Below are 24,449 nucleotides of genomic sequence, written 5' to 3' on the forward strand. Positions count from 1 at the left end.
GGCCGTTTTCTATTGGGCGATTGTTCTATTGGGCGATGCGTCGTCGCATGCCGGAAGTCTGGTCAACGGCGGACCGTGGTGCGGTATCAGGTTGGAATCAAACGTTGCACGATGATCCTTTTTTGAAGCAATGCTCACGAACACGCCGGGTGCCGAATTCGCGAGCAACACCGACCAAAAGCCGTCGCCACGCGGGTCGGATGCGGTTTCCCACAGACTTATCCACATGTTCTGTGCATAACCCGCCATGCCGTGGAACCTCGGCGTAACAAAGGGCTTGACGGTTTTCGGCAAACGTGCCGCCGAGCAGAAGTGTCTCTGCGGGGCGGGAGTTATCCACAGCATGCCGACCGTTACATCATGCAACAACTCCTTGTGCATCAAGCGGTTGCGTCAATTTCTGTATGCGGTTTGGGCGGTGCTGTGGACAACCTTTGGCGCAGCGATGCTGGCGAGAACGTGTCCTACCGTGCATCGGGCACGTTCCAACTCTGCGCCACAGGCGTCGTCCAGCGCCGTCGTCTGAAACGCATGCAGCGAGGTATTGGTGCATGAAATTGGGGAGCGGGATGACATCGCGCTGTCCCGTTGCACGCATCGGACCAGCCGATCAAAGCGTCGCCTCGGTCGGTACGTGCCCGAGCATCTGGCAATACCCTCGAAACGTCCTAACTCAGTTCAGACACGTTAAACCCTCAGCAAACTTCACCCTGGCCATTACACGGCCGCACCTCCCGACCGCGCCACTCCTTGACGAGTTGGCGCCGACTTCGCGAGTAGCGATCGACGAGCACTTCGGCCGCGACAATATCGTCCAAACCGATCACACGATATTCACCATCCGATTCGCACCAGGCGGCAATGAATCGTCTTCCATCGACGAAGCCGAGCATAATCGGCCAGACGATTTGCTCTGAAATCGGGGCGAGTGCTTCGGGCAGGTTGATGCGGACCTTGCGCTGCTCCCGGAGCGCGCGCCTGAGCTCACTCAGGTCCACCGGCACGGCGCTTCGCTGCGGGTGTCCGACGTATACCGTGTCGTCATCCAGGGCCACCCGCATCTCCGGCGGCAGAACCGCGTAGATCTTGGCCAGCGCGTTCTTGATGGCAAGGGCGAGGGCCTCGTCAGTCTGGCGGCTGACCCACTGCGCACCGATCACGAATGCCTGTATCTCTTCTTCGGTGAACGACAGGGGCGGCAGGATAAAGCCCGGCCGCAGGAGGTAGCCCACGCCGGGCTCGGCGTCGATATCGGCGCCCATACCCTGAAGCGTCGCTAGATCCCGGCGGATCGTGCGAAGCGACACGCCCAGCTCGTGCGCGAGCGTTTGCCCTGACACCGTGCGCCGGTGCCGACGCAGCACCTGCATCAGATCAAATAGTCGATGGCTTCGCGACACCTTCACTCCATGGCCACGAGGCCTTTGCCGCCGAGCTTCCTCCCTGCCTCGAGTTCGGTGATCAGTTGAATGGCGCCGCTCAGCGGCACCGTGACCCCTACCGGGATCCGGAATCGCTGCTCGGCGGCAGCCGCAGAGATCCGGTCGAGAATCTCTGCCCGAGGCGAGCCAATCACGGGCTTCAGGCGCCAGTCGACAAGCGCACGCATCAGCTTGGCCGGGCTGGGGTTCAGATCGAGAAACACACCGCCACGCCGCAACAGCGCAACGCCTTCGGACACGGGCATCGTGGCGGACGTGTCATACACAATATCGAAACGCTCACCAACGTCCGGCAACCCCGTCGCCTGATAGTCATAGACATGACGCACGCCAAGCGCCCTGGCTCGGTCCATATCGCGCGCGCTGCAACGGCCCCACACCTTTGCGCCAAAAAGCCTAGCGATCTGCACTGCCGCCTCGCCCACGCCGCCGGCGCAGCCATTGATGAAGACGCGTTGCCCCGCCTTCAGCTTCGCCTTGTCGATCAGCCCATTCCATGCGGTGACGCCCGGTGTACCAAGACACGCGGCTTGCTCGAATGAAACGTTGTCCGGCTTCTTGGCAAGAAAGGCGTCCTTCGTAACCACAGCCTGCGCCAACGCGCCGCTTTCCTTGAAGCGGGCTAGCCCGAACACCGGGTCGCCTAACCGAAAGCGTGTCACGCCCTGGCCGACAGCCATGACGGTTCCGGAAAAGTCCATCCCCATGCCCCGCGGAAACACGCGGCCCGTCACAATCTTCATCTGCCCATTGCGCAGCTTCCAATCGATGGGGTTGATCGCAGCGAACTTGACACGGACGGCCACCTCCCCTGGCCCTGGAGGGGAAAGCTCGAACGCGCCGATGGCCATGCATTCAGGTCCGCCATACCTGCTGTATTCAATACGTTGCATATGTTCCGACACCCGAAGCGTTACGCCTTACACAGGTCCGGTACAGCGACCTTCTCAAACAGGTGCGGCCGCGCAATCACCGATGTGGGATGCGCCTGGAGCCGCTCGCGGAATTCGGGATGGTGGAAGGCATCGCGCCACGCGGCCACGCTGTCGAAGACCGCGTAATTGAAATACGTCGGGTTGGCGCCAAGGGCACGGTGCAGTTGCGTGGAAATGAAGCCGGGCTGACGCTTCATGAAACGGGCATCGCTGGTCCACGCAGCCAGGAACGCGTCCTCATCCTCGGGCGCCATCGTGCATAGATTGACCATCACAACAGGGCCTGCGTCGATTTCTACCTGACGGGCGACCGGAAAATCAGGATCAAGCGGTTCAAATGTGGGCATGTTCAACTCCTCATCGAGATCATCGCGGGAAGCGCCGTTCGACGCACCCGGCGTGGTGGAGCCCACTCTAACTACCCGTGAGGACAGTTTCTGTCACCATCATTCGCGCATAAGTGCAGCGAGCAAGCGTGCCCTGAACTTGCTCACATCAACGAGTGCGGCGCTTGCCCCGTCCTGAAGACGATGCCGGGCCAGCCGTGACACGTTGTTGCGCCTGCCACCCGGGATGCACGATGGGCGCCTTCACACCCATGGCGCGCGGCAGATTCTCCACCAGCGTGTCGATGGCCAGGCGCACGCGCAGCGGCATGTAATCCGTTGCCGGCCAAATGGCATGAGTGTCCATGGACGCGGCCGGTCGATCCTCCCACAGCACCGCCAAGGCGCCCGCCTTGATGCGGTGGCACACAAGCCAGTGCGGCAACCACGTGATGCCCATGCCTGCCACAGCTGCGTCCGCCGTCACCTCCAGATCATCAAACCGCAGACGCGATGCCAGCCGGACTTCGGTCAGGCGGCCATCGGTATCGGGCAACAACCACGGATACGGATGGCCCGTGCGCCAGTGAACCAGCACGTCGTGGGCGGCCAACGCCTCAATCGAATCCGGCTCGCCGCGCGCCTGAAGATATGCGGGCGCGGCACACAAGACTTTCGGCTGGGTAGCGAGCGGGCGTGCACACAATCCCGTGGCCTCGCCCAGCGCCCCGTTGCGAATGCCCAGATCAAAACCTTCGGCGATCATGTCGACAGGCCTGTCGCTGAAGCTCAGTTCAAGCTCCAGCTTGGGATGCTGGCGGGCAAACTCGAGCAGGATCGGCGCAATGCAGTAGCGACCAAACAGCACCGGCATCGTTACGCGCAGACGCCCGGCGACTTCCTGCTTACCGGAGTCGAGCAATGATTCGGCCGCGCGCAGTTCCTCGATCGCACGCAGGCAACGCTCGTAGTAGATCTGGCCGTCCTCGGTCAGGTTCTGCGTGCGGGTCGTGCGGTGGAAAAGCCGCACGCCAAGGCGCGTCTCCAGCCGGGCAATCGCTTTGCCCACCGCCGAGCGTGAAAGTGCAAGCCGTTCGGCAGCACGCGCAAAGCCGCCAGCCTCCACCGCTTCCACGAAGACGGCAACGCCGTCCAGCCGGCCACGCATGTCGGTTTTCATGACCCCCCCTTCAAAGATTGCGTGCGCGCCATTGGCATACGCGTGCCAACCATAACCGTTCAAAGCGCTCGCTTGGTAGCACTCAGTTCTACAAAGGTGGGAAAAACCGTCGCCACTAGCGCATACCCTTCCACAGTAGCATCGTCTCACCACCCGAAGCGGGGCGCCGGCAAGCACCTCTCTTCATGCCCTCTTCGTCCTCAACAACATGCCGATGCAGATTTCGATCGTTTATGACAGCGGCTACGGCCACACCGCGCGGCAAGCCAACAGCGTGGCGGATGGCGTGCGCCGTGTCACTGGCGCCGTGGCGCAGTTGATCCCCGTCGCGGAAAGCAATATCCCCTGGGAAACGCTCGAAGCGAGCAACGCCATCATCTTTGGCGCCCCCACCTACAACGGTGCCCCCAGCGCGCGCTTCAAGCAGTTCTGCGAAGACTCCACCAAACGAGCCTGGATCGACATGAAGTGGCGCAACAAGGTCGCAGCCGGCTTCACCAATTCAGGTGCGCAGAACGGCGACAAGCTGCACTCGCTGATCTCAATGGCGCTGTTTGCTGCACAGCACGGCATGTTGTGGGTGGGGCTGGACCTGAAGCCTGGCAACGACAGCAGCCGGGGCACGGTGCATGACCTCAACCGCCTGGGAAGTTGGCTCGGCGCGATGGCGCAATCCAATGGCGACCAGGGCCCCGACGACACCCCCATCCAGAGCGATCTCGACACCGCCGCCTACCTCGGGCAGCGCGTGGCCGAGACACTGCGCCGGCTACAGCCGGCCTGATACCAAACCGCATATCCACAGGAACCTCTTCCCATGAAATTCCTCTGCCTCGACATCCCGCAACCCGGCGCCACCCTGGAGCAATACCAACCGCACATGCATGACGAAACCCGCCATGCCTGGACGCTCTACACCGGCGGCATCGTGCGCGACTTCTACTTCCGTCAGGACCGCCCGGGCGTTGCCCTGATTGCCGAGGCCGACTCGGTTGAAGCCGCACGCGCCGCGCTGAATGAATTTCCGCTCGCCAAGGCCGGCCTCATCGGCTGGGACGTGATCCCGCTCGGCCCCTTCACGGGCTGGCAACTGCTCTTCGCACCGGCCAATTCCTGACCTTTCCTTCGGAGCCCCCATGAACGTTTCAGGCTACGCCGCATCATCGGCCACCAGCGGGCTCGCGCCCTTCGCTTTCGAGCGCCGAGCGCCCCGCGCGGATGATGTTGTCATCGACATCCTGTTCTGCGGGGTGTGCCATACCGATCTGCACCTGGCGCGCAACCACGGCGGCTTCACGACGTATCCGATCGTGCCGGGCCACGAGATCATCGGCAGGGTCCGACAGGTGGGTAGCGAGGTGATCCGCTTCAAGGCCGGAGACATGGTTGGCGTCGGTTGCATGGTCGATTCGTGCCAGCACTGCCAGCCTTGCCTGAAAGGCTGGGAGCAGGACTGCGCCGAAGGCCCAACCTTCACCTACAACGGCATCGATAGGCATGACGGTTCCGTCACCTATGGCGGCTATTCGGATTCGATCATCGTCCGCGACAAGTTTGTGCTCTCTGTTCCGGATGGATTGGACCCGGCCGGTGCGGCGCCGCTCCTGTGCGCCGGCATCACCACGTGGTCGCCCCTGCATCGCTGGAACGTGGGCCCAGGCAGCAAGGTTGCGGTGATCGGGCTGGGCGGGCTGGGTCACATGGCGTTGAAGCTCGCCAAGGCGCTCGGCGCCGATGTGTCGCTGTTCACGCGTTCGCCGGGCAAGGAAGATGATGCCTTCCGGCTTGGCGCCGATCACGTCGTGCTATCGACCGATCCCGCGCAGATGGCCGCCGTGGCAAACCGGTTCGACGTGATCATCGACACGGTGCCCTACGACCACGACGTCAACCCCTATATGCCGACGCTGACGCTCGAAGGCGTGCTGGTGCTGGTGGGCTACCTGGGCCCGCTTGGCACACCGGTGAATGCCGGAGGCGTTGTGCGTGGCCGCCGTGCCATCTCCGGCTCCTTCATTGGCGGCGTGCCGGAAACCCAGCAGATGCTCGATTTCTGCGGGCAGCACGGCATCGTCTCTGACGTTGAAGTCATTGCCATCCAACAGATCGACGAAGCGTATGAGCGCCTGGTGAAGAGCGACGTGAAATATCGCTTCGTCATCGACATGGCCTCTCTCAAACATTCAGGAGCCGCTACATGAGCGCGACCATCAAGCCCATTCTGTGTGTTGTCACGAGCCACCCGATCCGCGGCGACAGCGGGGAGCCCACCGGCTTTGCCATGGTGGAGCTTACGCACCCGCTGGCTGTCTTTCACGAGGCCGGCATTCCCACAGAAATTGCGTCGATCCGTGGCGGGCACCCACCCATCGACTTTTTCGACCTCAGCGATCCGGTCGACGATCGCTTTTGGCATGACGCCACGTTCCGGGAGGCACTTGCGCATTCACTCGTGCTTGGCGAGGTGGACCCATCGCGCTACTCGGCCGTGTTCTTCGCGGGCGGCCACGGCACCATGTGGGACTATGCCGACAGCCCCGCAGTCCAGCACGTGATTCGCACCATCTACGAAGCCGGCGGCATCGTATCGGCTGTCTGTCATGGGCCAGCGGCACTGGTCAACGCAACGCTGTCCGACGGCAGCCATCTCGTAGCCGGTAAGAAGGTCGCCGCCTTCACCGACGAGGAAGAGGCCGAGGTCAAGTACACCAACGTCGTGCCCTATCTGCTGGCAACGACACTCAAGCAGCGTGGCGCGCTGCATCAGCCCGCTCCCAACTGGACAGCCAACGTTGTGGTCGACGGTCGCCTCATCACTGGCCAGAATCCGGCCTCGGCACACGGTGTAGGCGAAGCGGTGGTCAAGCAACTGACAGGCACAGCCTGACATGAAGATCATCGCCATCGAAGAGCATGTGTTGCCTGAGGCCGTACGGAAGGCGTGGAGCACGCTGCCCGGCGGCGACGATGGCACGCTCACACTGAATGCTGGCCAGCTTGGTGAGCGGCTCGCCGACCTGGCCGAGCAGCGGTTAGCGCTGATGGACGAAACCGGCGTCGACGTGCAAGTGCTCTCGCTCACCACGCCGGGGCTGAACAACCTTGGGCATCACGGCATCGAGCTGGCGCGACGCGTCAACGATCTCCTGGCGGAAACTGTTACGGCCAACCCGTCTCGCTTCCAGGCGCTGGCCATCTTGCCCTTTGCCGACGGCGAAGGCGCCGCGCAAGAGCTGCAGCGCTGCGTCGAACAACTCGGTTGCAAGGGCGCCATCGTCTACGGCCGTGTCGGTGAGAAGAACCTCGACCACGCGATGTTCGAACCGATGTTTGCCTGCGCGGCAGCACTCGGCGTGCCGTTGCTGATTCATCCGCAGATTCCACCGGCCGGCGTGCGCAACGCTTACTACGCTGGTCTAGGCGCGCCGATGGACCTTGCGCTGTCGACGTTCGGCATCGGTTGGCACTACGAAGCCGGCATGCAGTTCGTGCGCATGGTCGTGGCCGGTGTGTTCGACCGGCACCCGGGTCTGCAGGTGATCCTCGGTCATTGGGGCGAACTCGTGATGTTCTATCTGGAGCGCCTGACCATGCTCGATCGGGTATCCACAGTGCAGCGCCCGTTTGTCGAATACGTCCGGGACCACCTGTACCTGACTGCCAGTGGCATGTTCAGCAGGGCGTATCTGCGCCAGGCGATCGAACTGGTGGGGCCCGACCGGATTCTGTTTTCGACAGATTTTCCATACCAGTACCGCCCCGGCGCGGATGCCCGGCGCTTTGTCGAAACGCTGCCGCTTGGCGACGAAGACAAGCGGAAATTCGCGCATGCCAATTGGGACAGACTCACACAACGGGGCCGGCCTTGAAGCCGGTGTTGTCCGCCGCTGGCGCATGGCTGCGCATCGCTTTGATCTGGCTGGGATGCTCTGCCATGCAGATCGCCGCCGCACAGACACCCCACCCACACTCGGGAGCCGCTGCCATGCAAAACCCAGGTCTTTGGACCGCGACTGACCACACCCAAAGCGCCGGCACGCCGTACGTGCGCATCGCGCAGCTCGAAGTCGATCCGCAGCGTTTGGCGGAATTCAAAACCGTTCTTGAGCAGAGCGTGTCCACCTCCGTACGCCTGGAACCGGGCGTCTATACCCTGCACGCAGTCGCGCTGAAGGCGCACCCGAACCGGTTTCTCGTCTTCGAGATGTACAAGGACGAAGCGACGTACGAGGCCCACCGCGAGACACCCCATTTCCGCAGCTTCTTTGAAGCCACACAGACCATGGTGACCTCTCGCACATTCCTGGATGTCGACCCTGTTGTGCTGGGCGCGAAGGCCTACTGGCAGCCACTTGGCGAGTGACGGCGTGGCGCATACCAGCATCCTGACATTGGCACTGGCGCTCGGCGTGAAGAGCATGGGCGCTGATGCAGCAACGCTCCCTCATCCCCCCGGCGATCCCCCCATCCCCATGACGACCGAAACCAACGAAACCGACCTGCAGCCTCGACAACAGGCCATCGTCCCGATCGCAGCTCACGCCGCCATTGACGATATGCCCGGCCTCAATGCGGCCTTGATCCGTGGGCTCGATGCCGGCCTGACCGTGAGCGACTGCAAGGAAATCCTGGTGCAGATGTACGCCTACGCAGGGTTCCCGCGCAGCCTCAATGCGCTCTCCGAGCTCATGCGTGTGCTACAGGCTCGCAAGGACCAGGGCATCGAAGATGCCCCCGGCCGTGACGCTGGTCCCATCCCGAGGGCGCCGCACTTCTGGCCGCTGGAACCGCCAACCAGACCAAGCTCGCAGGCGCGCCAGTCAAGGGGGCCTTGTTCGACTTCGCCCCGGCCATCGACCAGTATCTGAAAACCCATCTGTTCGGCGACATCTTTGCGCGCGATAACCTCGACTGGAAAGACCGCGAGATCGCCACGGTCGCCGCACTGGCGGCCATGTCGGGCGTGGAGCCCCAGTTGCAGGCCCACATGCGCCTAAGCATGAATGTGGGCGTTTCCGCTCAGCAATTGCGACACGTGGCACAAGTGCTCGCGGACACGGTCAGCGCCGATGCCAGCCAGCGCGCGCAAGCCGCACTGCAGGCGCATTTGCCACAGTAAGGCGGCTATTGAAGCGCCCGGCACATCGCCAACCGACACGGAGAACCGACGGTGAGATCCCTAGCCATTCCGATGGGCGTGCGTACGCTCGGTGCGCTGGCCATTTTGCTTGCCGCGCCACTGCACGGCCAAACGCGGGCCGAGCCAGATATGCCTCGCGCCTACTACATTGCCGAGTTCGAGCCGACTGTGCCGGGGGCCATCAAGCCATATAGCGAGCGTGTGGAATCCACGCTGAAACCGTTTGGCGGCCGTTTCATTGTTCGCGGGGGCACATTGCAGGCATTGGAAGGGCCAGCCCCCAAAGGCGTGGTCGTCATCATCGAGTTCGACAGCCTGGAACGCGCGCAGGCGTGGTATCGATCGCCGGCTTACGAGGCGCTCAAGCCGATTCGCCAGAGCGCGGGAACTCTCGCGTTTACATCGCCGAAGGCGTTCCCGCAGTCAACGGCTGATATGTGCTCATCGACAGGCCGAATCGTCGCCTGCCTTCACACGATGAACGGCACCGGTGCGACCATCATGCAAAAGCTGTATCCGATTTCACGGCAAGCGCCGCCCCTCTCAAACGTCTCCTGAACCAGATTCAGCTGTCGTTGATCTGATGCCGAACTACATTCCGCCATCCCCGTCTATCGGGATGGTTACGTCGTTGCCGACCGCCAGTATTCGGAACTAACCGAGAACGTGTATCCGCAACTAATCGATCACCTCAGGCGTGAAGCGATCGATTAGTTGCGGATACAGCGTTTGATTAGTTCGGGGTACAAGCTGCGATGGCGATCCGCAAAGCCTTATGGGGCATGGCGTATCCGAAACTAATCGGCGGTGGGAATACGCGAGACCAAGCCATTGCTGCGACGCAGCATTTGCCTACCTCGGGTGGGTCAGGTTTGGTGCAAATCAACACGCGTAACTATCTTGTTAGTCTCGCGCATGTGCTCGCGCTTGTATCGCCTCGAGGTCGTGCGGAGCGGGATGCAGTTGAAGCCGTTGTCCGGCTTTAGCGATCTGACTCGGCGTGTCGTGTCCTACCAACGCAGGAAGGCAACGCGATACAGCCACCAGCCCAGCCAGGTTGACTCCTGTGTCGTAGCCCATCAGTTCAAGCGCATGCACTGTATCTTCGGTACAGATGTTACCGGTGGCCCCAGGTGCGTACGGACAGCCACCAATGCCCCCCAGCGAAGCGTCGAAGCTGTCAGCCCCGGCGTCGATTGCCGCCAGCACATTCGCCAGCCCCATGCCTCTGGTGTTATGGAAGTGCAGCGTCAACGCCGCATCGGCCCAACGCTCACGGAACGCTCGCACAAGCGTGTTCACCTGCGTGGGATACCCCATACCCGTGGTATCGCACAGCGTGATGTTGTCGGCGCCCAACTGCGCGTGAAAGCGCTCCACCCAGTCCAGCACGGTTGCCATCTCGACTTCGCCTTCCATCGGGCAGCCGAATGCGCATGAGAGCGAGACGTTGACGCGTACTCCAGCCCTGCGGGCCAATGCAGCCACTTCCTGCAGCCCGCGAAACGACTGCTCACGGGTCATGCGCAAATTTGCGAGGTTGTGCGTTTCAGTGGCCGACATGACGAGGTTCATCTCATCCGCCCCACAGTCGATCGCGCGCTCGGCGCCCCGTACGTTCGGCACGAGTGCGCTGTACACCGTGCCAGGCACGCGGCGGATTCCTCTCATCACGGCCTCTGCGTCAGCCAGGACGGGAATGGCCTTGGGTGAAACGAATCCTGTGACTTCGATCTTGGCCAGGCCCAAAGAAGACAGCGCATCGATCAGCGCAATCTTCTCTTCAGTGGGCACAAACGTGCATTCAGCCTGCAATCCATCCCGCGTGCCGACCTCTTGGATGTGGATGCGGCGGCGATTCCCGTTCCAGGCGCTCATGCGATGACTCCTTTGTTCCGCAGCGCGTCGATCTGATCATCGGCGATACCAAGTTCTCGCAACACAGCACTCGTGTCCTCTCCCAATCGCGGCGCAGCGGTGCGAACGGTGCCCGGTGTGCCCTCCAATTTGGGGACCACGCCCGGTACCTCCAACGTGTCCCCTTCACGGGTGCGCTGCGAAAGGATCATGTCCCGTGCACGGTAATGTGGGTCTTCAACGATGTCTTTGGCGGTATAGACTTTCCCGGCCGGTACGCGCGCTTCAGCCAGCAGGTGCAACGCCTCTTCTACCGTCCGTAATGTCGTCCAGCTGCCAATGGCGCCATCCAGCTCTTCAACTCGGGCGACGCGGCCCGCATTATTGGCAAACGCAGGATCGTCTGCGAGATCTGTGCGCCCGATGGTGTGCATCAAGCGCTTGAAGATGCTGTCACCATTGCCGGCGATCAGAATGTAGCCGTCGACACAACGATAGGCATTCGACGGTGCGATGCCCGGCAAGGCGCTCCCTGCAGGCTCTCGTACAGCACCAAACGCGCTGTACTCCGGGATCAGACTTTCCATGACGTTGAGCACGGCCTCGCTCAAGGCCACATCGATGACCTGGCCCTTGCCGCCGTTCACTTTGCGGTGGTACAGCGCAGTGAGAATGCCGATCGTGCCGTGCAACGCGGCGAGCGTGTCGCCAATTGAGATGCCGCACCGCACAGGTATGCGACCGGGCTCGCCGGTGAGATGGCGCAGGCCGCCCATGGCTTCGCCAATGGCGCCGAACCCGGGCAAGTCACGGTATGGCCCCGTCTGCCCGTAGCCAGAGATGCGCAACATCACCAAGCCAGGGTTCAGCCCCGACAGCACATCCCAACCGAGCCCCCAGCTCTCCAGCGTGCCGGGGCGAAAATTCTCAATGAGCACATCGGCTGAAGCAATCAGTTCTCGCGCAATCTCTTGCGCTTCCGGGTTGCGCAGGTCGAGCGCCACGGAGCGCTTGTTTCGCGACTGCACCTGCCACCATACGGAGGTGCCGTCCTTCAGCATGCGCCAGTTGCGCAGGGGGTCTCCCGCGCCGGGTGGCTCGATCTTGATCACCTCGGCGCCGAACTCGCCGAGCGTCTTGCCGGCGAAAGGCCCGGCGATCAATTGCCCCATCTCGATGACGCGCACCCCTTGAAGTGCCATGGGAGCGCTATGGATTCCGTTACCGGATTGCACGTGTTGTTCCATCTTTCTGCCTCAGTCTTTGGCGCGCAGCTGGGCTGGCATAGCGAACGTCAGGATGGCAGCACACACAAGGCCGAAGCTGCCAATCAGGTAAAGCGCCGGCGTGGTGCTGCCTGCCATGTCCTTGATGCGTCCGACGACCACCGGACTCACGATGCCGCCCAGCTGGCCCAGCGTGTTGATCAGGGCAATGCCGGCTGCCGCCCCGGCCCCAGCGACGAGCTTGGGAGGCAACGCCCAGAACGCTGGAATTGCGGCCACTACGCCCGCACCCATCATGGCGAGGGCCAGGACCAGCATGGCGGTCTGCTTGTCAAAAATGCCGGCGCTGAAGAATCCCACCGAGGCCAGCAGCATCAGCCCAATAACGAACTTGCGGCGTTCCCCCGTACGGTCGGACACACGGCCCACGACGACCATGGTGATCGCACCGCACAGGTATGGCACAGCCGTCAGAAGACCGATGGTCGTGGAGTTGGTGATGCCAGACGTGCGAATCATGTGCGGTGCCCAGAAGTTCAGGCCGTACGAACTCACCTGGATCAGGAAGTAGATCAGCCCGAGCATGAGGAAACCGGGTGTCTTCAATGCACCGATCAGCGAGTGGACGGCAATTTCGCGGTTCTGCCGGGCGATGTTGGCGCTCAGCAGCGCACGTTCCTCCGGCGCAAGCCACCGGGCGTCTTCAATGCGGTCCTTGAGTACCTTGAAAACGATGTAACCGAGAACCACACAAGGCAGCCCACCCACCAGAAACAACCAGTGCCAGCCGCGCATGGCAAGCACGCCGTCCATGTGCGAAAGCACCAGGCCCGATGCAGGCGCACCAAGCAGCCCTGCAAAAGCAGATGCCAGGAACAGCATGGACGTCATCCGGCCGCGGTAGGCAGCCGGGAACCAGATCGTCAGGTAGTACAGGACGCCTGGGGCAAAGCCTGCCTCCATCGCACCGATCAGGAAGCGCAGCCCATAGAACTGCCATTCGGTTTGCACAAATGCCATCAGCGCGGTGGCGATGCCCCACGAAACCATGATGCGGGCAATCCACCGCCGGGCGCCCACCTTGTACAGCATGAGGTTGCTTGGCACCTCGAAGAGCACATAGCCCACGACGAACAGCCCGGCGCCGAGCCCGTATGCGGTGTCGCTCAGACCCAAATCGGTCTGCAATGAAAACTTGGCAAAACTGATGTTGATGCGGTCAAAGAACGCAAACAGATAGCACACCATGATCAGCGGCATGATGCGCCACGCTATCTTGCTGACGATGCGCGCTTCGTCGATTTGCGTCGGTGGTGTAGCCGCCTGAAGCGGCATGGTTTCCGTGCCAGCCATCGTTGTCTCCTGTGGATGCCGATGTCAGGCGACGGGGCGCTCACATGCGTGAGGCTGGCAACCTGCATCGTTGTTGGTGCGCTCTGAATGGCGCGTGCAGGCATTCTGGTTGCGGCCGGGCCGCGGCAGAAGAACAAATGCAAGAACCGAGCTTTCACGAAACGCGAAAGCGGCTTTGGAACCTAAGGGGTGGTCGACGCCCTCAAATGCTCGATCAATGTGCGGACGTGGCGTGGCACCGCATTGATGTCACGCAGGCCCAGCAGCAAGCTTCGCTGAGCCCAGTCATCTTTTAGCGTGATCTGGCGCAACTTCATTGAGCGTACCAACTCACGCACGGCCTGCAATGGCAGCACGGCGACACCCATACCGGCGGCGACCATCTGGCACATTGCATCGAAGCTCCGCACGCGAATGCGGAGCTTGAGGCGGCGCCCCATGGCCTCGGTTTCGGTCTGTAAGCGTTCGGCCAGCGATGTCCCCTCTGACAAGCTAACAAAGTCGTAGTCGAGTGCTTCGGCCAAATGAAGCTCTTTGCGATGGCTGAGCGGATGGTGCTTGGGCACGACCAGTCCGAGATGGTCTTCGCGGTAATCCAGGCACTGTAGGCCGAGCGTCGGCGTACGGTCCGCAAAGATGCCGAGGTCAGCCCGGCCATCTAGCACCGCCAGGACAATATCGCTGCTGTTCTTCTCTTCCAGCTCGATCCGGATGCCCGGATTGGTCTGGGTGAAAGTGGCCAGTTGCTGAGGGAGGAATTGCGTCACCGCAGAGGTATTCGCCCAGAGCCGCACGACGCCCACGATGCCCGAGGTGAAGTCCGACAACTCAGCTGCAAGCAGATCGATATCCGCGAGGATACGCTGCGCGTGGCGGTAGAGCGCTTGGCCAGCCACTGTGAGCGTCACGCCGCGTGAATGGCGCTCCAACAGCGACGTGCCCATCCCGACCTCCAGATCGGAAATCCGCTTGCTCGCGGCTCCTACCGCCAGATGCGCCAATGTGGCCGCCTTGCTGATGCTGCCTGTACGCGCCACTAAAGCGAATAGCGATAGAGAAACAAAATCGATTCGATGTGGGTTGATCATGGCAGCAAATTGACGGGCGTTGCTCAGCGAATGGTATAGCTAGGTTAGCCGAACGGCCGCTTCTGGCCGTTAGCGGACACGTGAGTGGCCGGTTGAACTATCGAAGAATGCAGTTGACGCGGTGGCTTGCTCTTTATCGACCGAGATACAGCGTTTCGAGGGCGCGGTCGAGTAACTCCTCGTGCAGTCTCTCGCTTCCCTTAGGAAGGAGGAAGACTAACTCCTATCGTGATATTCGACCTGAAAAGGGGTTCCTGATTTCTTCAGCTCCCTCCAGAAAGCGGATGACCAGTTGGGGTCTTCTGTCCATCGGAAGTACCAGCGAAAACACGCGTCCCGGATGGTATTGGCTACATCAACCACATGAGAGTAACCGGCTTCGTCACATGAGACCGTGCCATCGCTTTCAAGTACATACGGAGGGCCGGACGTCAGCCCTTGCAGGGCTGAAATAAACCTGAGCTGAAGATTCGCATCTTCAAATCTTAGAGAATGGTCTGTCATAGCTCTTTGTCGCCTACTGGCCGCCGTAAATCTCCGCCTTCCAGTCGAGCAGCAATTCGGCGACACGCCCGGAATGCTCGGGCCTCGCTTCCAGGCCCATCCTCGAAGTCGCCACCTCGTCTAAGTACGCAGCGACGGACTGTGCCCCCACGCCCTCCTGCAACATGGCAAACACCTTAGGCAGATACCTCTGGTATTCATCGCGTACGGCCGGATGGGGCGAAACTCCGATTGGGTCCCAGACGTAGTACAGAATTTCATCCGCTCTTCTGTACAGTTCCAACTCGGGGGAGGTCATTTTCTCCCCCATGACACGTCACTCCTTTTCTCAGCCGTTTCCATGCCGCCGCGCTTGTCGACGGCTGGACAGCTACTAACGCAGGACTCTTCTGGGCTCAGGAAGGCTATTACAACGACCGGCCAGGGCGGAATATTGCGCTTGTTCGCAGACATCGCTACCTCCGTGGGCTCAAGGCGTTTGCCCACCTGCTTGTAAGGGCGACCACCCCGCCGCGACACCATTCGTAGCGACAACAACAAAGCCACGGAACTCTCTGTCGCAAATGTGAATATTCGCCTTGCCTAGGTGCTCAGAGACGAACCGGATGACACCTTCCTTCGGAAGAAACGCCGCGATTTTCCGATGGGCCTCAACAAGCAAGAGTTCAGAAGGGATGTACTCGTCCAGTAACTTCAAAAGTTGCTGCTCGCGCAAGCCGTCTTGGTCTGCAACATTTACCCAGACCCACGTCGCCTCGCCTGAGGCAGGGAAATTCTTGCGCATCAGTTCGTGAACTCTTCTTGGATTCATAGTCACGTTAAGCGAATACGGTGTTGGGTAGCCTTTCGGTTCGCGGACCTTCGCGTCAGACGTCAGTCCGTCGGAAAATGTGCTGTCCTAGAGGGACCACTTACTGACAACCTGTTCGGGAATATCTGCACGCACCCCGCGTATCGCCGCGACGCCGTCCAAGAAATTTGTCTGGAACATGTGCAACTGAACTGCGCACCCACGTTGAGTCCATATCTCGAAGCGACTCAACTTCCCATTCGAATTCGGGCGGGAACGGAGCTCAGTAACGTCCGACATTGGAACAACGAGTGGCTCTACTAGCCCAAATGCTCGCTTGGCCACAATCCGCTTGGGCTCAATCGCGACGACATACGTCAGTACCCACAATGCATAGGGAAACATGAGCCCCAAGACTGGATACAAGGCGTCGCTCCACTTGTGCAGAGACCAATGCGCGAGAAGCGCGTAGGCATACAAGCATGCACAGCCGGCAACAAACCAGAATGTTGCTCGAGAGTCGAGGGTCACTGTCATCGGGGTTGTATTTGCCACGTCTGGTATCTCGCGAACAAGGATTCTGATTTTGCTCATCAAGAGCAGCCATCATAGCTGCCTTCTTCCGACGGTCGCGTTAGAAGGCTCCCTGCTAGGAGCAGGTAGCGTGGGGGCCTGTAAGCACGGGGCCCAGCGCTATCGGGCTTCTTTTGGCCGGAGGTGGACGCTGACTGCAGCGCGTTCGCCATCCATGCTGTGACGGCGCTAGGCTAAGCCAGCGGGGCCGGCAGTGCAGTTCCATCCTCAAACGCGCCTAGTTCGGTTCGAGCAATCCTGAACAAGCGCTCGACTTCGACGAAAGGCAAGCCGCTATCGAATAAGGAGACTTCCAGCGAGTTGTTAGCATCGCGCCGGAAGACCTCAGCAACCACCTCTCCACTATCGTTCAGCAGTTCAAGTCCGAGGCCATCGCGCCGGACATCCGATGCAACCTGAAGTCGGAATCCCATTCCCTGTCCTCTTAAACTGTGAGCCATTGCCTTGCGTGGACGAAGCTTCGCTGTGACCGCCTCTCAGAAATGGCCGTCATAAAGGTGAGAGTCTTCTTTTGGCCGAAAGCGATCAGTTAGCCGACAGGGGGCCGCCTCATAAAGCGACTGCTCTTACGCTCTGCTCACTATTCCGCGATTTCCAGTTTCACGATTGTGTTGCCGACGTAGGACACGCGGACTTGCAGCCCCTCATGAATTGGACCGCCATGAGACCTCGTGTTGTTGAACCCGCTCGTGACTATGTAATCGGAATACTCGAAACACTTCCCCGACACGCAGAACCGTTCCATAGCGTGACCAGTCACTGGCATTGGCTTGAAGTCAGTCACCAGCCCTTCAACAACTCGAACGCAATTGTCTGCCCTGGCCTTCGACAGCGCCGAGTACTGACTGAATGTGGAAATCGCCGCCGTGCTGGTCCACAAAATCGCGAAGCCGAAGAAGTAAAAGACGAACGCGGTACTTGCTCTGGGGTGCCACTTCGACCAGCCCGGAAGCCTCTTGCGGTACGCAACGAGCACACCACCGATAGCAACGAAAATTAGGCCGAATGCAGGGAAGGTCCACGCTTTATAGCCCACTTCCGCCACATCGAATACGGTCCGATATTCCATATTCCTCACGCCTCAATAGGCGACCTGAAATACATGGATGTTAGCAGGCAATACTCGACACCACCTGGCGTGTATCGCCGAGCGATGGACTGCATTTCGGCTTCGGCATATATCGCTGTGAGACGAAAACCGGCGGATGGCATAGATGAATGTCACCTCAGCGCCGCGAGCGGACCAACATTTTGTCGGCCATCACGACTTCTTCGTGTCAGTCTCTCCCTGGCCCTGCCCTGGCGAAAGAATAACAACCCCAACAAGTACTAACCCAACAGCGACCGGTGTCGAGAACACCGCCAACAGCACTGGGACCGCGGCATGCTTAAATACGTAGGCGCTGGTGAAAAAAAGTATCCCCGCCAATGCGCACCTGACGAGAATCTTCCCGGCGAATTGAAGGGCCTTCTTATCAGTTCTCATATGCAGGCATTCCTATGCAGCGCAATCAATGCTTCCCTCCAGTGGCGGTTGCGTCGGGCGTTCTAATCAACTCGTTGGAAGGAATTGAGCTGTCCAGACGACCGCTTCTGACCGGAAACCGACGGTCGGCCTTCATTGGCGTGGAGGCACATTGCCACACCTATCCGCCAGAGCTTGTGCAGGTGCTTTCAAGGGGAGCCCCAAGGGCTGCGGCGCTGACGACTCACCTCTTGGCGTTTTGAGCCGCAACTCTCCGTCAGAAGTAATTTCGTACGTTAGCGTTGTCCCGAAAGAGGATGCTTGACGCCATGTACGCGGAATCAAGACATCGTCGTGGTCTCGTAGTCGAAGCTTCTCTTGGCTGAAATGAAGTCCGCCAAACCAAACCGTCGAACCGACGCGAATCATCATGGTGGGCGTGTGGTTGACGACGCCCGACTTGATTAAGGTTGATTCCCCGGGGTTGGCACGATACCCATCATGTTCTTCTATCACCGTTACACTGCAACTAGTGCTATTCAGAATGTAGACACGGTCGCCGGTATATCGACTGCCGATGGTGATGAGTATGGCCGGCACCGCAAGTACAAAAAGCAGAAGTGCCACAATGCGGGCAAAGCGAACAATGATGTGCATTCACGTCCTAACAGATATGCAATTCGGCAAACCTTAGCGGGCGAACTGAACCGTTCCTATCCCCAGAATGGGCAATCAATGTCCGCAATGCTGGGTTGCGGCCTGACTGGGCCGCTTTTGGCTGGAAGCGGACCGCCGACATCATCCAAAGCAGACATCGACCGCACTCCGTGCCCTAATTCCTCACGCCGTGGAGGACCCTGGCAAGGTAGGTTTGTGTTTTACACCACGGAAGAGAACGAGCGCCACGCCGAGCATAATTCCAACGTCTGCGACGTTGAACACACCCGTTCGCAATTGCCCGATGCCTATGTTCAGAAAATCAAAAACCCTGCCATCGTAGACACAACGATCGAACAGGTTGCTGAGCCCTCCACCCAGAATGCAAGCTATCGCAATGACTTCGGTGTGGCCGAGCTTGGGCGAACGCAGAAGCCAACCGAACAGGCCGACCAGAATCGCCAAAACGCCATATATGAAAATGATATTGCGAGTCGCATCAGACATTCCCGCCCCGAGGCTTAGGAACGCACCATGGTTATAGGTAGGAAGAACCAGCAGGCCTCCTGAAAGAAATGACACGACTTCGCCGGGCGTCAATATTTGTTTGAATAAAGCCTTCGTCGACTGGTCGATGATGATCCAGGCGAGCGCGCCAAGGAGCGCAGTGGCAATTCTTTGTTTCGTCGTCATCCGAGAGGTCATCTGTAGGCAGGATCCCATTCTAGTCGGAGTTAGATTCCGGGATCGGAAGCAGGAGCGCGGGGATGGTCAACAACCGCTCTGACGATATGGACAGGCCGCTTTTGGCCGGAAGCTGCCCCGCAGGAACCCGTTCGATCGACGACCGCTTCCGACCCGTTGCGGCCAGTGAAACATCTCGGCAATGACGTCCGCTTTCGGTGCATGAACCGCCGGAGCCGGCTGCGCGGATGTGGGTCACAGCGTGTCGCCGTGAATCGGGTCGCGCAATGACATGGAATGGTGTCAGCCCGGCGATGAAGCGTCCGTATCGGGCAGCGCCGCGGGCTGCGCGTCATCTTGTTCCGCTGAAGATTGCCCATAGTACAACTCACCCAGCCTGATCCGCTCGCGTCCTGTAGTGATGCGATGCTTGTTGGTATCGCGTAACGAATAGACGCACCCGCAATATTCCTGCTGATAGAAATTCTCGCGCTTGCTGATTTCGATCATGCGAGCCGAACCACCACCCTTGCGCCAGTTGTAATCCCAATACGATAGTTCCGGATAGTGAGAGGCCGCGCGTTTGCCGCAATCGTTGATCTGCTGCATGTTCTTCCAGCGCGAAATGCCAAGCGAGCTGGTGATCACCGGAAAGCCGTGTTCGTGCGCGTACAGCGCCGTGCGCTCAAATCGCATGTCGAAGCACATCGTGCAGCGAGCGCCGCGCTCGGGTTCGTTCTCCATGCCGCGGGCGCGCGCAAACCAGTTGTCGCGATCGTAGTCGGCATCCACAAATGGGATGCCGAATTTCTCGGCAAAACGGATATTTTCATCCTTGCGCAGGTCGTACTCCTTGCGCGGATGAATGTTCGGGTTATAGAAGAAGATCGTGAAATCGATCTCCGAAGCGACCATGGCTTCCATGACTTCCCCGGAACACGGCGCGCAGCACGAATGCAGCAGGACCTTCCGATGGCCGCCCGGCAAGGGCAGGGATTTGCGTTCGAACATGGGATTGGAGTCTTGGAAGGAAAAAGTATCTGACACTCAGGGCCGAGTCTCAGGCGCGAGCATTGCATGATGGTGCAGCACGGTCCGACGCAGGATACGGGTTCGCAGCTGGCCAAACGGCCAAAACGCTTCGACGAAAATCATAGAGGCTGAGCCGTGCAATATGAAATGGCATCTTTTCATCTTGCGATTAGTTTTGTTCATGTTTCAAAGCAAAACTAGTCTCGCATCTTCGATTCCGCCCATTTCCATTCCCGCGCCGCCTTCACAAACGCCGCAAGATAATCGATGTCGTCATCAGTCTTGCGCGTGCCCAGGAAAATCTGCTTCGCAATACCTTTCTTTCCAAGTTGCACGGGCGTGAGCGGCATCCAGCCCGCGTATTCTTCCGCGAGCCAGCGAGGTAATGCCGCCACGCCTCGGCCGCTCGCCACCATCTGCAGCATGATGTCGGTCGTCTCGATCACCTTGTGGCGCTTCGGCACCCGATTCGCAGGCGTGAGGAACTGCGTGTATATATCGAGCCGGTCCGTTTCGACCGGATAGGTAATCAGCACCTCATGCGACAACTGCTCCGGCGTCACATAGGCTTCCCCGGCCAGCGCGTGGTCGTCGCCGACCACCAGCACCTGCTCGTAATCGAACACTGGCTGAAAATGCAGCTCGGATTTCTTGAGCGGGTCGGGCGTGACGAGCACGTCGATTTCATAGCCGATCAACGCGCCGATGCCGCCGAACTGGAAGCGCTGCTTCACGTCAACGTCGACATCCGGCCAGCGCGCGAGATATGGCGACACCACCTTCAGCAGCCATTGATAGCAAGGCGCGCATTCCATGCCAATCCGCAACGTGCCGCGCTCGCCCTGAGCGTACTGCTTCATACGCTCTTCGGCGAGTTCGAATTGCGGCAGCAGCCGGTTCGCGAGGCCCAGCAGGTACTGTCCGGCCTGCGTGAGCCGCATGGACCGTCCCTCGCGCGTCCACACCGGCGTACCGAGCTGCTGCTCGAGCTTCTTCACCGCATGGCTTAGCGCCGACTGCGTGAGATTGAGGGTATCGGCGGCGGCCGTGAGCGAGCCCTGCCGCTCCACTTCCCGCACGACCTTCAGATGACTGCGATCCAGCATCGCTCACTCCATGAGTAGTTTTAATGTTTGCATGAAATAAATCCATTTTTATTCATGTAGGGGGCACTATATCATCGCTGCCAGTCACTTTTCTGCTGATCGGCACACGGCACACGGTCCCTACGCAATCCACGCGTACACCGCACCATGAGCATGACTAATGGTTGCATGAAGCTGCTTCATGCCCAGTCAGCCGGAAGCATTGAAAAGCAAAGAACAGATGCGGTTTTCATTTCAGAAATCAGGGTGCAAGAATCACGATGAGTAACGACTTCACATTTTCCATTAACAGCATCCCGTTCGATGAAGACTATCGCCCTTCAGAAAATACGCGCATTACGACCAATTTTGCCAATCTGGCTAGAGGAAAGAGTCGCCAGGAGAACCTGCGCAACACCTTCAGGATGATCGACAACCGCTTCAATGCGTTGGCGCACTGGGACAATCCTGAAGGCGATCGCTATACCGTCAAACTCGAAATCATTTCCGTTGAAATGAATGTCAAAGGGAAAAGCAGCGATAATTCACTCCCTTTGATCGAAATATTGAAAACCAATATTATTGACCGAAAAACCAACGAACTCACTGAAGGTATTGCGGGAAATAACTTCTCCTCCTATGTGCGCGATTATGACTTCAGCGTGGTATTGCTTGAGCATAACAAGAAACAGCCTGGATTCAGCACGCCAGATAATTTTGGCGACCTGCACGGAAAGCTGTTCAAGGCCTTCATCAATTCCAGCGCTTACAGACACAATTTCGCCAAACCGCCCGTTATATGCCTGAGCGTTTCGAGTAGCAAGATCTATCACCGGACTGCCAATCATCACCCGGTATTGGGCATCGAGTACCAGCAGGATGAATATTCTCTGACTGACGAATATTTCAAAAAAATGGGTTTGAAGGTTCGCTATTTCATGCCTCCAAATAGCGTTGCGCCTTTGGCTTTCTACTTTACCGGTGACCTGCTGGCTGATTACACCAATCTCGAGCTTATCGGCACCATCAGCACGATGGACACCTTCCAGAAGATTTACCGGCCCGAGATTTACAACGCGAACTCTCCAGCAGGAAAATTCTATCAACCCAGTTTGAATCACCAGGATTTTTCTTTGACTCGAATTGTTTACGATCGGGAAGAACGTAGCCGGCTGGCCGTCGAGCAGGGAAGGTTTGTTGAGGAGCAATTTATCAAACCATACCAGGCCATTCTTGAGCAGTGGTCCGCTGACTACGCTCTTTGATCAGTAACAACGCAAGGTCGTCTACCATGAAAAAACTGCTACCCACATCCACTGCCGGCAGCTTACCCAAACCCTCCTGGCTTGCAGAGCCCGAGAAACTCTGGTCGCCCTGGAAATTGCAGGATCAGGGGTTGATCGAGGGTAAACAGGATGCTTTGCGTTTGTCGTTGCAAGAACAGCAACATGCAGGCATCGACATCGTCAGTGACGGCGAGCAAACGCGCCAGCATTTCGTGACCACGTTCATCGAACACCTCAGCGGCGTTGATTTCGAGAACCGCAAGACCGTTCGAATTCGCGATCGTTATGATGCAAGCGTGCCGACGGTCGTCGATGCGGTTGCCCGACAGAAACCGGTTTTCGTTGAAGATGCCAGGTTCTTGCGCCAGCAGACCACGCAGCCCATCAAATGGGCTTTGCCGGGCCCGATGACAATGATCGATACGCTTTACGACGATCATTACAAAAGCCGCGAAAAACTAGCCTGGGAATTCGCAAAGATCCTGAATGAGGAAGCCAGGGAACTGGAGGCTGCCGGGGTCGATATCATTCAGTTTGACGAGCCCGCATTCAATGTCTTCTTCGATGAGGTGAATGAATGGGGCGTCGCGACCCTGGAAAGGGCGATTGAAGGTCTCAAGTGTGAAACCGCCGTGCATATCTGCTATGGCTATGGCATCAAGGCAAATACGGATTGGAAGAAGACGCTGGGGTCGGAGTGGCGGCAATACGAGCAAGCCTTCCCCAAGCTGCAAAAATCCAGTATCGGTATGGTTTCGTTGGAATGCCACAATTCTCACGTTCCCATGGATCTGATCGAACTCATTCGCGGCAAGAAGGTGATGGTGGGGGCCATCGATGTGGCAAGCAATACCATTGAAACCCCCGAGGAAGTCGCCCGCACGTTGCGAAAAGCACTTCAATTCGTGGATGCCGACGATCTCTATCCTTGCACCAACTGCGGCATGGCTCCCTTGTCGCGTGCCGTCGCGAGAGGCAAGCTGAGTGCTTTGAGCGCGGGCGCGGAGATCGTCCGAAAAGAACTCTCGAACTAGTTTCCGGCTGAACCCGGCAGTAGTGCTCGAGGGATCGAAGGCGGTGTGGATTTCAGGGAGTGCCATGAAATGGCTCCCTGAATCTGTCGGAATACGCCACCTCGACATGTCCGAGCTGCGCCCAGTTTCACCATCTACCATGTCACTTTCCAGCATGGCCATCGAGCCTTTTAGCTTTCGCGAAGCGCTCGGGCATTACGCATCCGGTATCACGGTGATTGCATCGCACGTCGATGGCGAGCCGATCGGCTTCACTTGCCAGTCTTTCTATAGCGTGTCGATGAGCCCGCCGCTGGTGTCATTTAGCGTCATGGCCAATTCAGCCAGCTATCCAAAAATTCGCCAAGCGGGTCGGTTCGTCGTCAACATCCTGTCTGACCAACAAGTCGGGATTTCCAACCAGTTTTCCCGACGAGGCGCGGACAAGTGGCGTGGCGTCGACTGGCAGGAATCGCCGCTGGGTAATCCGATCATTGCCGGCAGCCTTCACTGGCTCGATTGCGAAATCTACGCCGAACACGCCGCGGGCGATCACCTGATCGTGATTGGTGAAGTGAAGGCGTTAGACCTGCAAGAAGCTGCTGCTACGCAGCCATTGCTGTACTTCAAAGGGCAATATCGCAACATCGCCGCGCGTAGCGCGGTTTGAGCGCGAACCTTCGCTCGGCGCCCACGCAATTGTTCCTGTTCCATGCCGCCAGCTTGCTGCTGGCGGCCATCGCAGATGTTGCCCAGCGCTATCACGAAGAGGCTGCTGCTGCTGCGCCCCTC

General features: G+C 59.2%; 30 protein-coding genes. 12 read left to right on the forward strand and 18 right to left on the reverse strand.

What is annotated here, in order from left to right:
• Positions 1 to 9: 9 nt before the first annotated feature.
• The 5 genes from AB0305_RS00520 to AB0305_RS00540 form a co-directional block, all read right to left on the reverse strand.
• Positions 10 to 384 carry a hypothetical protein gene (locus tag AB0305_RS00520; protein ID WP_366170411.1) on the reverse strand — a complete coding sequence of 125 codons (375 nt, stop codon included), beginning with the start codon at positions 382 to 384 and terminating at the stop codon, positions 10 to 12.
• A gap of 311 nt (positions 385 to 695) precedes the next feature.
• Entirely contained in the window at positions 696 to 1,406 is a 711-nt protein-coding gene (locus AB0305_RS00525) for a YafY family protein (RefSeq protein ID WP_366170413.1), read from the reverse strand.
• The gene (locus AB0305_RS00530; RefSeq protein WP_366170415.1) at positions 1,403 to 2,335 is read right to left on the reverse strand and encodes an NAD(P)-dependent alcohol dehydrogenase; all 933 of its coding nucleotides are present in this window, start codon (positions 2,333 to 2,335) and stop codon (positions 1,403 to 1,405) included. Before AB0305_RS00530 ends, AB0305_RS00525 begins: the two co-directional genes overlap by 4 nt.
• Before the next feature lie 20 nt (positions 2,336 to 2,355).
• On the reverse strand, positions 2,356 to 2,724 hold the full coding sequence (locus AB0305_RS00535) for an antibiotic biosynthesis monooxygenase family protein (protein ID WP_366170417.1): 369 nt from the start codon (positions 2,722 to 2,724) through the stop codon (positions 2,356 to 2,358).
• Between the two features lie 148 nt (positions 2,725 to 2,872).
• Positions 2,873 to 3,883 carry a LysR substrate-binding domain-containing protein gene (locus tag AB0305_RS00540; protein ID WP_366170419.1) on the reverse strand — a complete coding sequence of 337 codons (1,011 nt, stop codon included), beginning with the start codon at positions 3,881 to 3,883 and terminating at the stop codon, positions 2,873 to 2,875.
• A gap of 214 nt (positions 3,884 to 4,097) precedes the next feature.
• On the opposite strand from AB0305_RS00540, the gene AB0305_RS00545 reads away from it, so the two are divergent.
• The 9 genes from AB0305_RS00545 to AB0305_RS00585 all read left to right on the forward strand — a co-directional run bounded on the left by AB0305_RS00545 (position 4,098) and on the right by AB0305_RS00585 (position 9,581).
• Positions 4,098 to 4,667: a flavodoxin family protein gene (locus tag AB0305_RS00545; RefSeq protein WP_366170421.1), complete on the forward strand. Its 570-nt coding sequence runs from the start codon at positions 4,098 to 4,100 to the stop codon at positions 4,665 to 4,667.
• A gap of 33 nt (positions 4,668 to 4,700) precedes the next feature.
• Positions 4,701 to 5,000 (forward strand): hypothetical protein, encoded by a 300-nt coding sequence (locus tag AB0305_RS00550; protein WP_366170423.1) that lies wholly within the window; start codon positions 4,701 to 4,703, stop codon positions 4,998 to 5,000.
• A 19-nt stretch (positions 5,001 to 5,019) separates the two neighbouring features.
• A complete protein-coding gene (locus AB0305_RS00555; protein WP_366170425.1) occupies positions 5,020 to 6,084 on the forward strand; it encodes an NAD(P)-dependent alcohol dehydrogenase in 1,065 nt (354 codons plus the stop codon).
• Positions 6,081 to 6,770 carry a type 1 glutamine amidotransferase domain-containing protein gene (locus AB0305_RS00560; RefSeq protein ID WP_366170427.1) on the forward strand — a complete coding sequence of 230 codons (690 nt, stop codon included), beginning with the start codon at positions 6,081 to 6,083 and terminating at the stop codon, positions 6,768 to 6,770. Before AB0305_RS00555 ends, AB0305_RS00560 begins: the two co-directional genes overlap by 4 nt.
• Before the next feature lies 1 nt (position 6,771).
• Entirely contained in the window at positions 6,772 to 7,752 is a 981-nt protein-coding gene (locus AB0305_RS00565) for an amidohydrolase family protein (protein ID WP_366170429.1), read from the forward strand.
• A 65-nt stretch (positions 7,753 to 7,817) separates the two neighbouring features.
• Complete coding sequence (locus AB0305_RS00570; RefSeq protein ID WP_366170431.1) at positions 7,818 to 8,246, forward strand: putative quinol monooxygenase; 429 nt, start codon at positions 7,818 to 7,820, stop codon at positions 8,244 to 8,246.
• 4 nt (positions 8,247 to 8,250) lie between these two features.
• Positions 8,251 to 8,751 carry a carboxymuconolactone decarboxylase family protein gene (locus AB0305_RS00575; protein ID WP_366170433.1) on the forward strand — a complete coding sequence of 167 codons (501 nt, stop codon included), beginning with the start codon at positions 8,251 to 8,253 and terminating at the stop codon, positions 8,749 to 8,751.
• Entirely contained in the window at positions 8,715 to 9,002 is a 288-nt protein-coding gene (locus AB0305_RS00580; RefSeq protein WP_366170435.1) for a carboxymuconolactone decarboxylase family protein, read from the forward strand. The genes AB0305_RS00575 and AB0305_RS00580 overlap by 37 nt, the downstream gene beginning before the upstream one ends.
• A gap of 72 nt (positions 9,003 to 9,074) precedes the next feature.
• Complete coding sequence (locus AB0305_RS00585; RefSeq protein WP_366170437.1) at positions 9,075 to 9,581, forward strand: DUF1330 domain-containing protein; 507 nt, start codon at positions 9,075 to 9,077, stop codon at positions 9,579 to 9,581.
• Positions 9,582 to 9,926: 345 nt separating this feature from the next.
• On the opposite strand, the gene AB0305_RS00590 is transcribed toward AB0305_RS00585, so the two are convergent.
• The 13 genes from AB0305_RS00590 to AB0305_RS00650 all read right to left on the reverse strand — a co-directional run bounded on the left by AB0305_RS00590 (position 9,927) and on the right by AB0305_RS00650 (position 21,379).
• Positions 9,927 to 10,901, reverse strand: coding sequence for a hydroxymethylglutaryl-CoA lyase (locus tag AB0305_RS00590; protein WP_366170439.1), 975 nt, complete (start codon positions 10,899 to 10,901; stop codon positions 9,927 to 9,929).
• The gene (locus tag AB0305_RS00595) at positions 10,898 to 12,127 is read right to left on the reverse strand and encodes a CoA transferase (RefSeq protein ID WP_366170441.1); all 1,230 of its coding nucleotides are present in this window, start codon (positions 12,125 to 12,127) and stop codon (positions 10,898 to 10,900) included. Before AB0305_RS00595 ends, AB0305_RS00590 begins: the two co-directional genes overlap by 4 nt.
• A 9-nt stretch (positions 12,128 to 12,136) precedes the next feature.
• Positions 12,137 to 13,459 (reverse strand): MFS transporter, encoded by a 1,323-nt coding sequence (locus tag AB0305_RS00600; RefSeq protein WP_366170443.1) that lies wholly within the window; start codon positions 13,457 to 13,459, stop codon positions 12,137 to 12,139.
• A 182-nt stretch (positions 13,460 to 13,641) separates the two neighbouring features.
• On the reverse strand, positions 13,642 to 14,547 hold the full coding sequence (locus tag AB0305_RS00605) for a LysR substrate-binding domain-containing protein (protein WP_366170445.1): 906 nt from the start codon (positions 14,545 to 14,547) through the stop codon (positions 13,642 to 13,644).
• Positions 14,548 to 15,064: 517 nt separating this feature from the next.
• Complete coding sequence (locus tag AB0305_RS00610; protein WP_366170447.1) at positions 15,065 to 15,361, reverse strand: hypothetical protein; 297 nt, start codon at positions 15,359 to 15,361, stop codon at positions 15,065 to 15,067.
• 159 nt (positions 15,362 to 15,520) lie between these two features.
• Positions 15,521 to 15,868 carry a hypothetical protein gene (locus tag AB0305_RS00615; RefSeq protein WP_366170449.1) on the reverse strand — a complete coding sequence of 116 codons (348 nt, stop codon included), beginning with the start codon at positions 15,866 to 15,868 and terminating at the stop codon, positions 15,521 to 15,523.
• Between the two features lie 740 nt (positions 15,869 to 16,608).
• Complete coding sequence (locus AB0305_RS00620; protein WP_366170451.1) at positions 16,609 to 16,848, reverse strand: hypothetical protein; 240 nt, start codon at positions 16,846 to 16,848, stop codon at positions 16,609 to 16,611.
• A 167-nt stretch (positions 16,849 to 17,015) separates the two neighbouring features.
• The gene (locus AB0305_RS00625; protein WP_366170453.1) at positions 17,016 to 17,504 is read right to left on the reverse strand and encodes a hypothetical protein; all 489 of its coding nucleotides are present in this window, start codon (positions 17,502 to 17,504) and stop codon (positions 17,016 to 17,018) included.
• Between the two features lie 192 nt (positions 17,505 to 17,696).
• The gene (locus tag AB0305_RS00630; protein WP_366170455.1) at positions 17,697 to 17,921 is read right to left on the reverse strand and encodes a hypothetical protein; all 225 of its coding nucleotides are present in this window, start codon (positions 17,919 to 17,921) and stop codon (positions 17,697 to 17,699) included.
• 132 nt (positions 17,922 to 18,053) lie between these two features.
• A complete protein-coding gene (locus AB0305_RS00635; protein WP_366170457.1) occupies positions 18,054 to 18,557 on the reverse strand; it encodes a hypothetical protein in 504 nt (167 codons plus the stop codon).
• Between the two features lie 183 nt (positions 18,558 to 18,740).
• Positions 18,741 to 19,250: a signal peptidase II gene (gene lspA / locus AB0305_RS00640; RefSeq protein ID WP_366170459.1), complete on the reverse strand. Its 510-nt coding sequence runs from the start codon at positions 19,248 to 19,250 to the stop codon at positions 18,741 to 18,743.
• A gap of 294 nt (positions 19,251 to 19,544) precedes the next feature.
• The gene (locus AB0305_RS00645) at positions 19,545 to 20,252 is read right to left on the reverse strand and encodes an epoxyqueuosine reductase QueH (protein WP_366170461.1); all 708 of its coding nucleotides are present in this window, start codon (positions 20,250 to 20,252) and stop codon (positions 19,545 to 19,547) included.
• A gap of 218 nt (positions 20,253 to 20,470) precedes the next feature.
• Positions 20,471 to 21,379, reverse strand: a complete 909-nt coding sequence (locus AB0305_RS00650) for a LysR family transcriptional regulator (protein WP_366170463.1) — start codon at positions 21,377 to 21,379, stop codon at positions 20,471 to 20,473.
• A gap of 260 nt (positions 21,380 to 21,639) precedes the next feature.
• Between AB0305_RS00650 and AB0305_RS00655 the strand changes: the two genes are divergently transcribed.
• The 3 genes from AB0305_RS00655 (at position 21,640) to AB0305_RS00665 (ending at position 24,327) form a co-directional block, all read left to right on the forward strand.
• The gene (locus AB0305_RS00655) at positions 21,640 to 22,623 is read left to right on the forward strand and encodes a DUF1852 domain-containing protein (RefSeq protein WP_366170465.1); all 984 of its coding nucleotides are present in this window, start codon (positions 21,640 to 21,642) and stop codon (positions 22,621 to 22,623) included.
• Positions 22,624 to 22,649: 26 nt separating this feature from the next.
• Complete coding sequence (locus tag AB0305_RS00660) at positions 22,650 to 23,678, forward strand: methionine synthase (RefSeq protein ID WP_366170467.1); 1,029 nt, start codon at positions 22,650 to 22,652, stop codon at positions 23,676 to 23,678.
• A 64-nt stretch (positions 23,679 to 23,742) separates the two neighbouring features.
• Complete coding sequence (locus tag AB0305_RS00665) at positions 23,743 to 24,327, forward strand: flavin reductase family protein (protein ID WP_366170469.1); 585 nt, start codon at positions 23,743 to 23,745, stop codon at positions 24,325 to 24,327.
• Positions 24,328 to 24,449: the final 122 nt, after the last annotated feature.

The organism is Arthrobacter sp. NPDC080086 (assembly GCF_040702285.1).